This window comes from Lysinibacillus sp. RC46 (assembly GCF_041262385.1).
In the GTDB taxonomy this organism is placed as follows: Bacteria; Bacillota; Bacilli; order Bacillales_A; family Planococcaceae; genus Lysinibacillus.
In genome coordinates this window covers 1-16,186 of sequence record NZ_JBGCCF010000036.1, presented here as the reverse complement: position 1 = coordinate 16,186, position 16,186 = coordinate 1, and the positions used below count along the sequence as shown (strand labels likewise).

Annotated in this window: 11 protein-coding genes and 2 pseudogenes; 8 read left to right on the top strand and 5 right to left on the bottom strand. The window is 34.6% G+C overall.

The features are described from left to right. Positions 1-587: 587 nt before the first annotated feature. Both ABH966_RS23090 and ABH966_RS23085 read right to left on the bottom strand, forming a co-directional pair. On the bottom strand, positions 588-2,327 hold the full coding sequence (locus ABH966_RS23090; RefSeq protein ID WP_370082556.1) for an MFS transporter: 1,740 nt from the start codon (positions 2,325-2,327) through the stop codon (positions 588-590). Positions 2,328-2,351: 24 nt separating this feature from the next. After that, on the bottom strand, positions 2,352-2,888 hold the full coding sequence (locus ABH966_RS23085) for a PadR family transcriptional regulator (protein WP_370082554.1): 537 nt from the start codon (positions 2,886-2,888) through the stop codon (positions 2,352-2,354). A 442-nt stretch (positions 2,889-3,330) separates the two neighbouring features. On the opposite strand from ABH966_RS23085, the gene ABH966_RS23080 reads away from it, so the two are divergent. The 4 genes from ABH966_RS23080 (at position 3,331) to ABH966_RS23065 (ending at position 7,837) form a co-directional block, all read left to right on the top strand. Further along, a complete protein-coding gene (locus tag ABH966_RS23080) occupies positions 3,331-4,272 on the top strand; it encodes a DMT family transporter (protein WP_370082552.1) in 942 nt (313 codons plus the stop codon). 802 nt (positions 4,273-5,074) lie between these two features. Then, a complete protein-coding gene (locus ABH966_RS23075; RefSeq protein ID WP_370082550.1) occupies positions 5,075-5,524 on the top strand; it encodes a LytTR family DNA-binding domain-containing protein in 450 nt (149 codons plus the stop codon). Between the two features lie 12 nt (positions 5,525-5,536). Further along, positions 5,537-5,968, top strand: coding sequence for a DUF3021 family protein (locus tag ABH966_RS23070; protein ID WP_370082548.1), 432 nt, complete (start codon positions 5,537-5,539; stop codon positions 5,966-5,968). A 567-nt stretch (positions 5,969-6,535) separates the two neighbouring features. Continuing rightward, positions 6,536-7,837, top strand: coding sequence for an alpha/beta hydrolase (locus tag ABH966_RS23065; RefSeq protein ID WP_370082546.1), 1,302 nt, complete (start codon positions 6,536-6,538; stop codon positions 7,835-7,837). A gap of 394 nt (positions 7,838-8,231) precedes the next feature. Here ABH966_RS23065 and ABH966_RS23060 read toward each other — a convergent pair whose 3' ends face one another. Further along, positions 8,232-9,680 (bottom strand): alpha/beta hydrolase family protein, encoded by a 1,449-nt coding sequence (locus ABH966_RS23060; RefSeq protein ID WP_370082544.1) that lies wholly within the window; start codon positions 9,678-9,680, stop codon positions 8,232-8,234. A gap of 745 nt (positions 9,681-10,425) precedes the next feature. On the opposite strand from ABH966_RS23060, the pseudogene ABH966_RS23055 reads away from it, so the two are divergent. After that, positions 10,426-10,579: pseudogene (locus tag ABH966_RS23055) on the top strand (MarR family transcriptional regulator); the annotation flags it as partial. A 101-nt stretch (positions 10,580-10,680) separates the two neighbouring features. On the opposite strand, the gene ltaS reads toward ABH966_RS23055, so the two are convergent. Together ltaS and ABH966_RS23045 are read right to left on the bottom strand one after the other, a co-directional pair. Continuing rightward, complete coding sequence (gene ltaS, locus ABH966_RS23050) at positions 10,681-12,618, bottom strand: lipoteichoic acid synthase (RefSeq protein ID WP_370082542.1); 1,938 nt, start codon at positions 12,616-12,618, stop codon at positions 10,681-10,683. 615 nt (positions 12,619-13,233) lie between these two features. After that, positions 13,234-14,766 (bottom strand): thiol-activated cytolysin family protein, encoded by a 1,533-nt coding sequence (locus ABH966_RS23045; protein ID WP_370082540.1) that lies wholly within the window; start codon positions 14,764-14,766, stop codon positions 13,234-13,236. A 174-nt stretch (positions 14,767-14,940) separates the two neighbouring features. Here ABH966_RS23045 and ABH966_RS23040 point away from each other — a divergent pair. The 3 genes and pseudogenes from ABH966_RS23040 to ABH966_RS23030 form a co-directional block, all read left to right on the top strand. After that, a pseudogene (locus ABH966_RS23040) lies at positions 14,941-15,012 on the top strand (YjcZ family sporulation protein); the annotation flags it as partial. Between the two features lie 225 nt (positions 15,013-15,237). Further along, positions 15,238-15,357, top strand: coding sequence for a YjcZ family sporulation protein (locus ABH966_RS23035; protein ID WP_370082538.1), 120 nt, complete (start codon positions 15,238-15,240; stop codon positions 15,355-15,357). 293 nt (positions 15,358-15,650) lie between these two features. Further along, positions 15,651-15,926: a gamma-type small acid-soluble spore protein gene (locus ABH966_RS23030; RefSeq protein ID WP_370082536.1), complete on the top strand. Its 276-nt coding sequence runs from the start codon at positions 15,651-15,653 to the stop codon at positions 15,924-15,926. Positions 15,927-16,186 lie beyond the last annotated feature (260 nt).

Below are 16,186 nucleotides of genomic sequence, written 5' to 3'. Positions count from 1 at the left end.
CCTCCTTTGTATATCAATACTTTTTACTTTTTATACAAAGTCGGCATATCCATCCATTCTAAATTTCTCCGTATAAGTGATGGATATTAACGACTTGTACGGAGTAATACATGCGTAACAATAGTGTCTGAATCGCTCATTTTCCACTCCCCTTTATTTATTAAATTAAGGTACAGAAATCAATAGATTTTAACCATGAGAGAATAAAAAATCCTCCCAATTTGTAAATTGGAAGGATTAGTCTTTTACTTATATTAAATAAGCTCTTTATTTGCCATTGGAACCATGACAAATAAAGTGTAAACTGATTTATAAAAATGGACAGACTAATCCTATATTTTGTAGTTTGAAGTTTTTCATTTCAAATAAAAATACAGATTAGTTAATCATGTCCATCCATCAGTCCTCTCATCATTGTATTTGTATATTAACAAATTTTTCCCTGAAATACAATTCAAACATCATCTTTACCCAAAAGTACTGTTTCTGACACAAGTAGCATCTATATCGATTCCAAATTATTTCTGTAACCCCTTTAAAGTTATAAGATTGAAACTTCGTTGCAAAATCATGGGGCAACAATTTTACTATACATTTTGTCTTTTTCTGTTATTAACTTCAAATTTTCTATTGCGAAACATAAAAGACACTAAACTACAGAGCAAAATAATTGGTACACTTACTTTATATAAATCTGTGAAACTTTTTGCCATCTCTTTTTCAGCATAATGACTAATATCATTCGAGAATGTATTAATTTCTCTATTTATGTCCTCTATTTTTTCTCCAACCGCTTTTGTTACTTGGTTTGTAATTTCTACCCGTTTTATTTCTCTGTATTCTACCGGAACCTCATTTAAAGCATTATTTACTTTCTCTTTAATCATGCTTTCCTTTTGTTGTTGATTTATGCCAATATGATCAGCTCCCTGATTCTTTTCAATATTCGACTCTAAGTCTTTGTTTTGTATTTTTTCCTTTGTTACTGTTAATATTTGCTCTTGCTCCGCTTGATCAACATGAAGTTCATGCACCTTTTTTTCCGCATAGTGATAAACATTTTCTTTATTTATGGATAAATTATGAGTTAAGCCTGAGACAAAAATAGCCACAGCCAAGACAATTCCAATTTGTCTGAGCATGGATACAACACTTTGAGAAGCGGTTAATAATTCCCCCTCAAATGTGGAGGCTGTTAACATAGTAATTGGCCCAACAATTAAACCAAATCCAACACCTAAAATCATACACGGAATGATAATTTCTTTATTTGTTGATTCAGCTCCTATCATCTGTAAACAATAATAAGCAAAACTCATAACTATAAACCCCACTAAAATAACCTGAACCTTGCCAAGTTTCTTCATAGCGAGTGAAGCAAACGGAGAAACTAAAAATATCATAGCAGAAATAGGTGTCACTAAAAAAGCTGCTTCCATTTCTGTTCGGTGTTGTATTTTTGTGAGAAACGTTGGAAGCAAAACAGTTACACCAATTAAAAATAAATTACTAAGTATAACTACAATAGAAGCTCCAACAAAAATTCGATCTTTAAATAGCTGCAAATTTACCATCGGTGATGTAACTTTTCTTTCAACTAAGATAAATAGAATAAAAGAAGTAGCACTGATGATATAGCACATCCATGCAAAGTTACTCATCCACCCCCATGTATTCCCTTTAACTAAAACAAGTGTGAAAAAGAAAATAGCAAAACTAGAAAGTACTAATCCAGTCCAATCAATTTTAGCAACTACGCGTTCCTCATTCTTTATCTTTAACATAATGAAACATAACACAATACCAATTACACAAATCGGAATATTCACAAAGAATACCCATCTCCATCCTAAATTTTGTGTAATAACTCCACCTAGTACAGGACCTATAGCTGCCGATACCCCTTGTGTCACCCCTAAAATCCCCAACGCAACATGCCTTTTTGCCAGCGGAACTGCCGAGACGCCAATTACCATACTTGTTGGAAACAAAACAGCAGCTCCTATACTTTGAACAAAACGAGAAAAAATAAGAAAATCCCCCGTATTTGCAAATGCACATAACGCTGAACCAACTCCAAAAACTATTAAGCCTATAATATATAATTTTGCCTTTCCATAGATATCAGCGACTCGCCCTAGTGGTATCGCTAATACCGCAATAGACATCGTATAGACATTCAATATCCAAGACATTTTCTCCAAAGATGTGTTCACATCAGTCTGTATTGCTGGTAAGGCAATATTCATAATTGTCGTATCAATCATACACAAGAAAATCCCTAAACACATTAAGAAAACGATTTTGATTCCTTTTGGTTGTTCCATAAATCCCCCCACTTTCACGAAACTTTACAATTCATCTCTTTTTTCTTGTATTACTAATTGCGCTAATTTATCTTTTAATGTTTTAACTTGAGCCATATAAGATGCAATCCCAACCTCTAATGAAATCTCTTCCGCAAATGTAATGCCTTCTTTCCATTTTTCATATTTTAAGAGAAGATCTGCAACATACGCCTCTTTTCTCTCAATTTCTTCTTCAATCCACTTCTTCATTGAATTGCTATCGCTATAATTCCCAAAATACATCCTCATTAAAAAGTCAGAACGTAGAACATCCTTTTCTACATCTGTCTTCATGTATTGATAAAACTCTTCTCTTCCTTCATCTGTTATGAAATACATTTTTTTATTTGGCTTACCTTCTTGCATGACAACCTCTTTTTTTATTTTCCCCTCTTTTTCCAACTGTCTTAAAGTCGGATAAATCATTCCAAAACTGCCATCAAAAAAATGCGTGAATACATCTTCAAAAACAATTTTTATATCATAACCAGATAATTCTTTTTCCATAAGTAATCCTAAAACAACATCTCTTCCTTTCAAAATAAGCACCTCACATAATAAATATAATCAACAACCATATAAACATTGTTAATATGATTGTTGATTATATATTTTATTTATCCGTTTGTAAAGTTTATCCATTAAATTTAAAAGCAGAAAGATACATCCCCTGAATATAATGAATTTAAAAAGTTCTGTTTAACAAAAAAAGACTGAAACCAATATTCAGTCTTTTTTCACTTCATTAAAATGTGTAATCATTTTATAATCTTATTACATGAACAATCATAGATTAACTATTACCTTTTAATAAAATGGATTTTAGTAAAACAGCTGAACTTTCGTGCCAAAAATTTATTCAATATGCCAAACGGCGGTTTTGATTAGTCGATACCGGCGTTTTTCATTTTTAGTGATGAGAAGGGCAATATCTCAGTAAAATAAACTAAATTTTATTCAACAAGATTTGGGGTGAATTCTTATGTTTGCAATACTGCTAGCTATAAGCACTGGAGTTGTTTTTGCTATGCAAACAGCGATCAATGCTCAATTACGAAAATTCGTGATTTCCCCTTTTTTAGCTTCAATGATCTCCTTCTCTGTAGGGGTAATCTTTTTAGCGATTACAATATTAGTTAGTGGTTTACCATTAGGTATTCCATTTGATTTATTCTTAAGCCAACCTATTTTTATATGGCTAGGAGGAATCTGTGGTGCAGTTGCTGTAACTACCAATATACTTTTATTCCCTAAATTAGGAAGTGTACAAACAGCGATAATGCCAATCTTGGGAATGACTTTGATGAGTATGCTAATAGACAATTATGGCTGGATTAACTCTAGGCAATATTCTTTCGGTTTGAACCGAGTTTTTGGAGTATTATTAGTCATTATAGGCGTTTTTTTAGCTGTGGCTTTACCGAGTATGAAAACTAACCAAGACCCTTCCGAAGCAACTAAGAAAAACATGTTAAATCAATGGATTTGGCGTTTAGTAGGAATAATGTCAGGAATATTACTGGCTATACAAATTGCTATCAATGGTCAGTTAGGAAAAGTTCTGAATTCTTCTTCCCACGCAGCCTTTGTTTCATTTTTGGTAGGTACCATTACGTTAATTATCGTCGTTGGGGTCATGGATCGTTCTTACACAAATATTAAAGAGCCTATTAAACAGTCGGCTCCTTGGTGGGTATGGATTGGAGGTATTTTAGGGGGGGCTTATGTTCTAATAAATGTATTTCTCGTTGATCAAATCGGAAACGGGCAAACTGTAGTCCTTGTTTTATTTGGTCAAATCACTGGTAGCCTGATGGTAGAAAAATTCGGATTATTTAACTCTTCGAAAAATCAAATTAAACCAATACAAATATTTGGTTTAATTGTTATGATAGTTGGTGTTTTTTTAATCAGGGTATTTTAAATCGAATTCTTATGGAAATAACGAATAAGTTCAATTGTTTTTTAAACTGTTAGTACCCCTCCTATCATTATTTAATTTCCTGTCTGCTTTCCCTCATAAGCAGACATTATTTATATTAATCAATTAATAATACTTTGTTTGAGATATTTACATCCTCTATAGGAAATGGTTTCAGTTCACTTCGAAGTAAATCCTTAAAGACAGCGGTTACTTTTTAACTTATTCCAAATATTGTTACTTAGTTTCCCTCCCACAAAAATAAATATATTCTTCAATCCTATCACGCTCTCCCCCTTCGTTCATTTATAAAACAAATACAGAACAATTCTGTATATTCATTTTACTTGCATGTTGTTGTTTAGTAATATTGAACTGTAAGGAGTCATTACTTAATATGTTTTTAAAAAAGTGAAAAAGTAAGAAAGGTATGTGATGTTAATGTTGGAGTCAATTATTATCGCAATTATACTGATTTTATTAATATTCGCTATTTATTTATCAATTAAATTCATAATAACTAAAATAAGAGATATAGAGCAATTAAAACGAAAAGTGGAGAACTTGGAGAGAAAAGATACTCATCATAACGAGTGAGAGTTTCTTTAATGAGCCCTTTCTCCTGCACTTGACTTAGCAGATTCTGGATACTATCATAAAATAAAATCAAAACGGTAACCTGATAAAATGTAAAAAAGGATTGTATATGAAGTTGTTATCATTAGAATAAATAAACCTTTTTTAGCTATGTTTCATTTGCAAATTTATACAGAATTCGAGTAAAACTGAAATAATTTGAATTTTTGTGGGTGATAATATCAAAATTTCAATAGAAGAAATAAGCCTAGAATTAGAAGAAGAGATTCTTATTAGGTGTCATGAGGTTGATGAAGAAATAAATGAAATCTTAAACAAGCTGAAATCTGAAAATCCTATTTTACTCGGACATCAGCAAGATAGTATTCACCGCATTAGGCTCAGTGATATCTATTATTTCGAGGCAGTCGATGGAAAAATTTTTATGTACTGCAGGAACAACGTTTTTGAGGTGAAACAAAAACTGTACGAGTTAGAGGAATTATGTAAAGGAAAAAACTGTTTTCGCGCATCGAAATCAACTATTTTGAACATCGCCAAAATTTCATCTGTTTATCCGACTATTAGTGGTCGGTTCGAAGCTGTCCTGGATAACGGAGAACGTACTGTTATATCAAGGCAGTATGTACCTGTCCTTAAAAATATGCTTGGTTTGTAAAGAGGGATACATATGAATTTTTTTGAATTTGTACAAAAGATAATTAAGAATTTCTTTATTATCTTCGGATCCATAATCATGATTATTACTATATTGCGACAAATTTATGATCCTGACATGGCCTTCGATTTGAAGTCAATTTATATCCTTATGGCATTTTCATTTTTAGGTGCATTAACGGGATTTATTTTATATTCTCCTGATGATCTAAGTGAGAAGAAAATGCGTATAAGGATTATTATTCATTTCTTCACTTTGGAGATTTTATTGATTGTCCTTGGCAGCGCTATGAATCTTGTAACTGGTACGGGGCTAATCATTCTTGCACTGCAAATTGCGGTAATCTATATCATTGTTCATCTACTGTCATGGCAAAATGATAAAAAAGATGCAAAAAAAATCAATGAAAAACTAAAGACATTTAAGAAAGACTTTGGTGAGTAGTCAAGAAATTCAATAAGCAGTACAGTAGTTGGCTGCAACAGATTATCTTCATTCAGTGAAAGACTCCCACCTCTATAGGTGGTAAGATGAATGCGATTTTAATTACTTTTTCAGTGGGTATCCAAACACCTATTGAATGAAGATAAAGCCTCCGGCGGGTGTCACGGATTTTCAAAGGAATGAATAAAGGATGTTAGCCTAAAACCTTCGCATCCTGCAAAAACGGCTAACTGACCTGCATCGGTAAAACGCCACGTCCTGTGGCATTACCGAAATGACCGACATCGTGTCGGCCCTCGTGCAGGCCTGGGCACAATTCAAAATCCGGACACATTGTTTATCGGTAGCGAAAGCAAAGCGACAGCTACTAATGTTTACTGCGCGAAAGCGGAGCGTCAGCGGCAATTACGCCAAGGCGAAATTGATCTTACGGTAAGCATTTGAGCTTACCGTTTTTTGCATCTTATTGGCTTATAAATACAACTTACCGTTTTTCCATATACATCCTTTCATCTGTTTATTATGATAATTTCATAAAAATTTTTCCAATGAGGTGGAGGAACGACTATGGGAATTTTACTATTATTAACAGCTGTGATTTTCGAGATTGCTTTTGCAATCTACTGCATAGCAACTAAGCAAAACCATAAAAAATTAAAGAATTGGATTAGGATTACTGTATTTATTGTATTTGTGATACTCACTGTTTCATCGGTGATTGTCTGGAGTTTTTCCTGGATAATGCTTGCTATCCTACTTTTCTTATTAGCCGTATATGGGACAGTATCTCTTATCCTTAAGAAAAAGAATATCAAACAATACAAAACTTCTACCATTGTGTGGAAGTCCATTATGATGATATTGATATTTGTCTTTGTACTTTCACCTGTCATTATTTTTCCACAGTATCAATCACCAAAAGTGACAGGAGAATATGAAGTCGCAACCGCTACTGACACATATATTGACAAGAGCCGTATTGAGGAGTTTTCTGACAAGGGGGACAACAGAATTGTTAATGTGGAATTTTGGTATCCCAAAAACGCAGATGGAACATACCCTCTATTAGTATTCTCACATGGAGCATATGGTATCAAGACAAGCAACAGTTCTACTTATACTGAGCTGGCAAGCCACGGTTATATAGTCGTTTCCATCGACCATCCTTATCATTCCTTCTATACTCGTTCAGAGGATGGGATAGTAACTATGATCAGTCCAGATTTTAAAAATGAAGTCGAAAATACGAATAAAGGTCTTTATTCGAACGAAGAACGGTACAATATCATTCAAAAATGGATGAAACTACGAACAGACGATATGAATTTTGTCATTGATACAATACTTACAAAAGCTAAAAGTGACAATGACCCTATTTATCAACATATCAATACAGAGAAAATTGGTGTGTTTGGGCACTCAATGGGAGGTGCTGCAAGTGTGTTGCTAGGTAGAGAACGCGATGATGTAAGTGCAGTAGTAAATATCGATGCCCCTTTCTTTAGTGAACTTATTTATAACAAAGCTGATGATAATTTTATGGCAAGCAGCAAAGCCTACACAACCCCTCTTTTTAACATTTATTCAGACGATGTTTGGCGTCAACTGAATCGTACTCCTGTTTATGTAGCGAACAAACTCAATAATAAACAGTTCGAAGGAGCATATACTACTCATTTTAAAGGGGCAAAACATTTAAGCTTAACCGATTTACCGCTTTTCTCCCCTATACTTGCAAATATTCTACAAGGAGGAAAAGCCGACATTGATAAATATTACTGTATTGAAACTGAAAATGAACTAATCCTTAAATTTTTTGACTTTGAATTAAAGGGAATCGGCCATTTCGCTCCCAAAGAGACATATTGAACACAAAGTTTTTTTCGTCGTTATATAGGATACGGCGCCCCCTGTCAAATACTTGTATACATTTTAATAGAGGAAGCCCATTGACAAAGTCTAATTGGGCTTCCTCTATCGAACTACTCTTATTAATGTCTTGTAGTGAAACTTATTATTATGCGCCAGTGCTCAAGCTTTTCTAGACCAAATTACAAATTGGAATCAAAATGTATTACACGGCATTTTTTGAATCACAAAAAAATAGATCACTATCCGTATAACACTCTTTCAGACAATTAAGATAGTAAAGACTACTTTCTTGTCTGACCTCACTTTCATCCCATGTCTAAAGACTGGCTACACCCCTGCAAGGTCTTTCTCGGTCGAAAAATCTGTAACGGCCTTTTTGTTTTGCTCATAGTCATGTTGTCCAACTAACGATTCCCAAGGTCGTGTGGAGCCAGTCGAAGATTGTCTGATGAAGCAAACGCATTGCGCCCATATGGCAGTGTTCACCTGCACCATCAGCGTTCCGCATCACGACATGCTTATGCGGAGCTTTTAGCTCGGACGCAAGCTTACTTGCCTGCCCCTTGAACACAAGATCGTTCTCTCCCTCTAGAATTAGAGCAGGGGACTTGATTTTATGCATGTCTTCGGTGGTGAGAGCAAACTGCTCGCTCTTACGGATGTATTCCGGTTCATTCGAAGCGCCAAACACCCATACACCATTCTGCAGTGCCCAACGAGCGTAGGTGTCGTGTTTCTTAATCCATTCGAGTACGGGTATCGCCTGCTCATCGTATCCGGCTTTGATCCACTCTACGAGGAATTCCGGGAGCGGAGGATAAGTCGCGAAAAAGCTCGTCAAACCGTCGTCAAGCACGATCGCTGCTGGACGATGATCAAAAGCCGCTGTCCGAGCGCACAGATATCCACCCATGCTATACCCAAATAGCACAATTTTGGACTTGTCGACCTCAGGACGTGTCTCAGCGTAATCCATTACAGGACCGAGTACCGCTTCCCAGTCCGGACGGTAGGGCACTTTCTTCTCGCGGATCATGCGACCCGTACCGGGACCGTCATACAGGATCACGTTGAAACCACGCCGCAACGCGGCTGCGCCAATGACGTAGTAGCCTTCCTCTGTCGTTGAGTCAAATCCATTAGTGTAAATGATCGTCGGCCGGGGTTTCCCACTGTCGTCCACGAGGAGCAGGTATCCGTGGAGCTTATCTTCGCCGTAAGGGATGGAGATCTCCTCGAAGGGGCCATCCAGCAGTTTGCCCGCCTTCACAAATGCCTCGCGAGAAAGACCGAACAGCTCGAGAACGTGCCGATCGTTTATTGGATCTTTGCGACGGTAAAATTCAGCGCTACGATAGTAGGCTGAAGCACGCAAGAATGCCTCTCGTGCGCTAATCTTGTCTCCATGCTCGAAGGAATCTTTCCCGCGTACATAAATTCTGTCTGCGATAGCTTTCCACTCCATCATCCATGCTTCTTCATCACCTTCGGGGATTGCCGCAGCGGTCAAGAACACTTCGTTTAGATCAGCGCCGTTGTCAACTGCGAATCCAGCTGCACGCAACGTTTCGAAATTAAATGATTTATCTTTGAAAAAAAAATTCTTTACAAAAGCTTCCTTTTGACAATCAATTTCCTTTTTAGTGGATGGTTCATACATCGAAGCATTTACTGGGGTTGTATACACCGGAAATACTGAGGATGGTACATACCTCCCAGCATTTACTGGAGCTCCATATGCCGGAGATACTGCTGATGGTGCATAAATATGAAGTGTTGGTTTCATAAAGCTAACTGGGTATTCATAATACCAATAGTGCTTGAGATATTGGTCGTACATGTTCTCCCCCTACTTTCCAAATATTTTTCTCATGTTACTCTATCAATTATGCCTCGGCGTCATTGCGTCCGAAATCAGCTTTGCACTTAGGCATGCAAATGTTTTTTGTGCGAAAGCGCAGTGTTAACGTAGCGGCAGCAAAAGATGTTTTTTGCGCGAAAGTGTAGCTACAGCGGCACCGATGCAGGCCAGTTAGCAGTTATCGCATGGATGCGATTTAGGCTAAAATCCTTTATGAACTCCTTGCCGATTTCCGTGACATCCGCCGGAGGCTTTAACTTCTTTCAGCGAATGTTTGAACACCTGCTGAAAAGTAAGTTTAAACCCGCTTCATCTCACAACTATAGGAATGGGAGACTTCGTACCTTTCGCTATGCTTTCGGTACAGAAAATAATTGTAACTGCCGTCGCACTTTCAATACAAAAAATATTGCTGAAAGAAGTTAATGAATAGGTTAATATCATGCACAGTTTATGAAATTGGGATAGAAAAGTGTTAGGTAGGTGCCTACTCTTTAATAAAAAACAGCTCAACCTTAAAATAAGTCTTTTAAAATACTTTGTGTAAACTGCTCAAGCTGAAATACTCTCTATTACTTATTTAATCTTTTCGAGTGTAACTATAAGTAAAGTTTAATCAAATACACCTCATAAACCCTTAATTTACGATAAATTAAAAAGAACCCCTTTGAAAAAAATTATTCAAAATGGATTCTTATCCAGCAGATTTAAGTTTCAGTTTTATAAAGTATACTGTATCGAATGTATTGAAAAAATGTAGATCCCAACGTGACAAAACTTACAGAGTCCTTATAGGAAGTGCCATAAGTAAAATAGCTAAGAAACTCATGGAAAAAGGCTTAATCAAAAGTTTTCAGAAACCAAACAAGAGGCTGGAATAAAACTGGTCAAAACCTTAAAAAGCGCGGGAAATCAATTTTAGAAACATTGATTTCCCGCGCTTTTCTGATGTAAAATTTCCTAATTCCGCTGTAAAAGTTTACTTATCTTTCGAGTAATTATACTTAGAACGATCAACCGGAGTATAATCTGTTGGCGTATAGAATCTCAATAAGTCACCATTCACAACTTTATCAGATAATTCTAATTTACGATCTACATTATTTTTAATAGTTTTCGCATACTCTAATTGATTATCATCTAGTAGTAAACCTGTTTTATTATCATAAAATTTCCCATTAACCGAATAAATAGTAGGACTGACAAAACCGCCATTTCTAAATGGTACAACTTCATCATGGTCTTTTGATAATAAGTCGGAACCAAATTGAACAAATTTTTGCGTATCAATTCCTAGTAAATGTAATAACGTTGGAAGAAGGTCTGTTTGGCCACCATAAGTATGGTTAGTTCCACCTTGCATTCCTGGAACATGGATAAATAATGGTACGCGTTGCAAATTAGCATTTTCATATGGTGTAATTTCTTTTCCAATGACTTGTTCCATCGCATCATTATGATTATCTGAAATACCGTAATGGTCACCATAAAGAACAATCATCGAATTATCATATAATCCTGATTCTTTTAATTGGTCGAATACTTGTTTGATCCCTTCATCTGCATAACGTGCTGTTTGGAAATAATTATCTACACTTGAATCTCCAGTATTAGCTTTATCAATTGTAACTAAGCTTTGATCCATTTTATATGGAAAATGGTTCCCTACCGTAATTAATTTCGTATAGAAAGGTTGTGGTAACGAACTTAACATACTTTCAGATTGTTTAAAGAATGGTTTATCTAACAATCCGTATTCAGCCATGTTTTCTGAAGAACCCGTGTCATAATAACTAGCATCAAAGAAGTGCTCGAATCCAAATGATTTATAAATCTCATTTCGATTCCAGAAGCTTCCGTTGTTACCATGGAATACAGCAGATGTATAACCATAATCTTTTAAAATACTAGGGGCTGCTTGATACGTATTTTGTGCTTTTGTAATATAAGCAGATCCTTGTGGTAATCCAAATAAAGAATTTTCCAGCATAAATTCTGCATCGGAAGTTTTACCTTGACCTGTTTGATGGAAGAAATTATCAAAATACAATGTATTCTTATCTTTTGTTAATGAATTTAAAAATGGTGTAACTTCTTCACCGTTTAACTTATAGTCGATAAGGAAGTTTTGGAATGATTCTAAATGTAAATAGATAACGTTCATTCCTTTTGCTTTACCAAAATATTCCGTATTAGGTTTGGCGTAGTTGGATTTTGTATAGTTCATCACTTCTGTAATATCACTACTATCCGCCAAAGCTCTCTGTGAAGATGCTTTCATCGTTTCTACTGAATCATAAATCGTATAGTTATACATTCCGAGATATTTCACAATATAGTTTCTATCAAAACCTCGAGTTAATAGTTGCGGACGATCAGCTTCAGCTAGTCCTAAATTTAGGATTGATATTGCTAATGCAAAAGTAATGATTGCCGTTGCTTTTTTATATCCAAAACGATTGCTATCTTTTTGTATTTTTCTTGAGAATCGTAAGTAAAACATTACGAATACATCCACAAAGAACAAGAAATCATAAGGCTTTATTAAAGTAAGAACACTACCACCTAAATCTCCGAAGTTCTGCGTTTGGGTAACTGTAGGTAATGTAATGAAATCACTAAAAAATCGGTAATATACAATATTGGCATATAAAAGAATAGACATCAGAGTATACACTACAACTAGTGATGTATATTTTCTCTTTCCTCTAAATAAAAATGATATTCCTAGAAACAGCATTGCTGAACCTAGTGGATTTAATAGTAAAAGGAAATGTTGAAGGAATCCTTCTACTCCTAGTTTAAATTGTGCTGTTTGAGCGATGTATGTTTTAATCCATAACATTAAAACAGCTAATAAATATATCCCTAAAAATTTGTTTAATAGGTTATCTTTTTTACTTAAAAAATTTTTCATTTTTGCACCTCGTTTACTTACTTTTAAATCTAGATGTATATTAACTTAGATTATAAGTATATATTGCATTCAAAATATATTATTTCACAGTATCTTTTTCGTAGCTATTGTATACTACTCCCCATATAGACTTCTGTCAAGTTGTAAAATATAATTGCAGACAGCTAGTACATTTCTCCCTACTAGTGTAAATCACCTTTCGTAAAAAACCTCCGCATATGCGTTTTTCAACTAACATTTACGGGGGATTTTAAACCATAAGAATACCTCATTATTTTCAACAATAGCAATTTTAAAACACAATTTTAGTTTTAACAATTAAATTTGGTTACATGAAACTTATAATTTTGTAAGCTTTAGTTTCAATAAATTTAAACAAGAGTTATTGAACATTTAAGGTTAAATATATCTCGGAGTAAATCTTTTGATAATAAATCGAGTATTAAATTCATATTCAGTTCATAGAAAAAAGGGATTACCATTATGGTGGAATTGCACTCGGTAGAGTCATTGGTGTTCATAAATCCGGCTAGATGTTTGAGGAAATAAAAACGGCGGAAGTTCTTGTGTAACAAGAGCCTCAGCCGTTTGTTTTTCCAGGGCGGAAGTTTATACCTAATTAATATTACCTGTTGGGTATAATGTAGTTCCTCCAATTGAAACATTTATTTCATTAGATAATGGAACATTGTATTCATCAATAATCGTTCTCCACCATTCCCATGCAAGACCTGTACATTCTCTTGCATAAATTCTTATATTTTTTGAATTAGGCGGAAGTGGTATTACTGTAGAGAAATGAGCTGTTTTGTCTTTCCAGCTTCCATCCCACGTTTTATGGGTTAGTACTTCTTTCCCGTTTTCATCATATGAAAATTCATCCCAAGCTACTTCAAATTGAGCAACATATGCACCATAATGATCAAGGATGATTTTGCCTTTAGAATATTCTGTAGCTGTCGTCTCGATATAATCTGTATTGTTATGGACAGCAGCAATTGAATTATCCTTTAAGAAAACACTTGTATAGGATATTGGGTATGCTGGATTTTTAAGACTAAATTCTGCATTATCCTGAATTATTTTTCTAATATCATTAAAGTCTTTTGAGACAACCTGGTTATGCTTTTGTGAATCTCCACCTAATACTACAGCAGTAAAGGAACTTTCTTCAAAAATATCTTTGTACTGTCCACTAGTTTCTACATTAGTATTGACATCCTTCAGTAAGGCTTTAAAAGCAGCTTGTACATCCTTACTCTTAGAGTTTGTTTCTAATTTCACATAAATTGTTCTGCCATACGCTACATTTGATACCATAACGGGAGGAGCATTATTACTTACCCCTTTACGAGTTAACTCTTCAAAAGAAACACTATCATCAAAAAGGTCTGATGGATTGTTAGGTTGTTCTGCACTTACGGTATAAAATATTTGTTTATATGCCGCAACCATCACTTTTTTCTCTCCACTCGCAATTGCATTAAAGTCAATTCCCAGAGAATTATCAAGAACTTGGGCGTTAACATTCAGAGCGCTTGCTATTTGAGATTTGCTATAAACCATAGATTCTGAATATTGTAGTCTTGCAGGTAAAGTATGGGTTGTTGAATATTTTTCACTCCAATTAGATACTAATTCATCTACTGCTCCAGATACATTACCATATGTTGGGTTTTCCACAGTCACAGTATTTTCCCTTTTCATGCCAGGTAAATCTATGCTAATATTTAGCGGTTTTCTTTTGGCCACCAATAAACTAGGTTGATTGTCCACAAAAGCTTTGTTGGCAAGTTGTAATGCTCCTGGATATGTACGATTCGCCATAGAGTCGATAATTGAAATATCTACCGGTGAAGTTGTAAGTGATTTTTTGTTACGTTCAACCACTATAAATTTATCATTTGAGTTAATACCTTCTTTTGGGACAAAACTATCAACCTTGTCACCATTCACCGCTAAAACTTCTCTGTTATTGTAGTTCAAGTTTGCTATACCAGTATCAATGTCATTAGAGTTGCTTTTTTCACTAGCTACATTAGGATCAAGTGTTGCAGCAAAGGAAATAATCGGGTAATTAATGATGCATAAACTAACAGATAAACATACTAGAATTTTTATTACTTTAAAATAATTTCGAATTCCCAAAAAACCACTCCTTTTTTAGGAAATTATACCACGAAATTAATTTTTAAAATACAGTAGTTTAGTTTCATACCCAACTTGCCGAAGAGTATATATATAGTAAAAATAGTATATTCTAATTTCCGATTTTAACTACTATAGACTTAACAATTACTGTGTGACATCTAAGATTATGGTGGCTCATCATTCGTTCTAATTGTCGTTCCATTTATTCTTTTAATTATTATCGGCGCTACTTTCTTGTATTAATCTAAAGAGCCATTGTTAATACCTATCACAAATAGCGAGAATAATGGGTAAAGCTTATTTAGCTTTAAATCACCTTATTTAAGGGTCACTTTTACAAGAGTGACCTCTTTATCATTAAAATATTTGAAAATTATTTTTAAAATTAAATTTTGTAAGTAGATAAATATCGCAATCCCTTTTGAAAACTTTACATATTATAAAATTATAGAGAGGAGGGAAATTACTATGTCTGAATACTATGGTAGTGGTAGTGGTTATGGCACAGGTTCAGCATTTGCGCTAATTGTTGTTCTATTCATTCTTTTAATTATTGTAGGCGCTACTTTCATGACTAAAGGTTATTAATACCTAACACCGCCTATAATGCTCATAACTATTGTAAGGTAATACTAATTATACCTTTCACCTTCGAATCGGTACTAAGGGTCACAATCCTCCGGTGACCCTTTAATATTTCCTCTTTCAATATCATTCTCAACCTCCCAAGACATAATAAAAAGCCAAACTTTATGTGACTAAGTTTATAGTTCTCATTATGATCTTTAATTGTTTAAGTCTTTTACTTTTAAATACAACTCCATGGTTGAAAGTTATATATCAAAGATGATACCGCTATTAAATAATGCTTGGAGAAATCCATGAATAACAACAACCAAAACTTTAACAAAAAAACCCCAAATGCAATGAACTCGATGAACCAAGAATTCGGGAATGAGACTGATGTTAATCAGATTAAACAACAAATCCAACAAGCAGAGGCTAACAAAAAACAAGCTTCTGGAGCAATGAATTCGATGAACCAAGAATTTGGGAATGAGACTGATGTTAATCAAATTAGACAACAAATCCAACAAGCAGAAGCTAACAAAAAACAAGCTTCTGGTCGATATGGAAACGAAAACGGTACAAAATAAGTTAAATTATCATCCTCAACCGGCACCCTTTTTTCCCGTTTTTTTCTATCTTTCTCATCATCCCTATATCAACCCGAAGAATATTAATTTTTCTGTTTACTTTAGTATGGTTAAAATAAAATTTTTGTAATGCCTATCCGTAACGAACTCGCCGTAAAGTTTTATTATTTGAATCAATTTCATAAATCACTTTTTTCAAGAGCTTAGACTGCTCCTATTAAGAAAACTTACGTTTTTAAAAATTATGCTGCTTGAGTTTG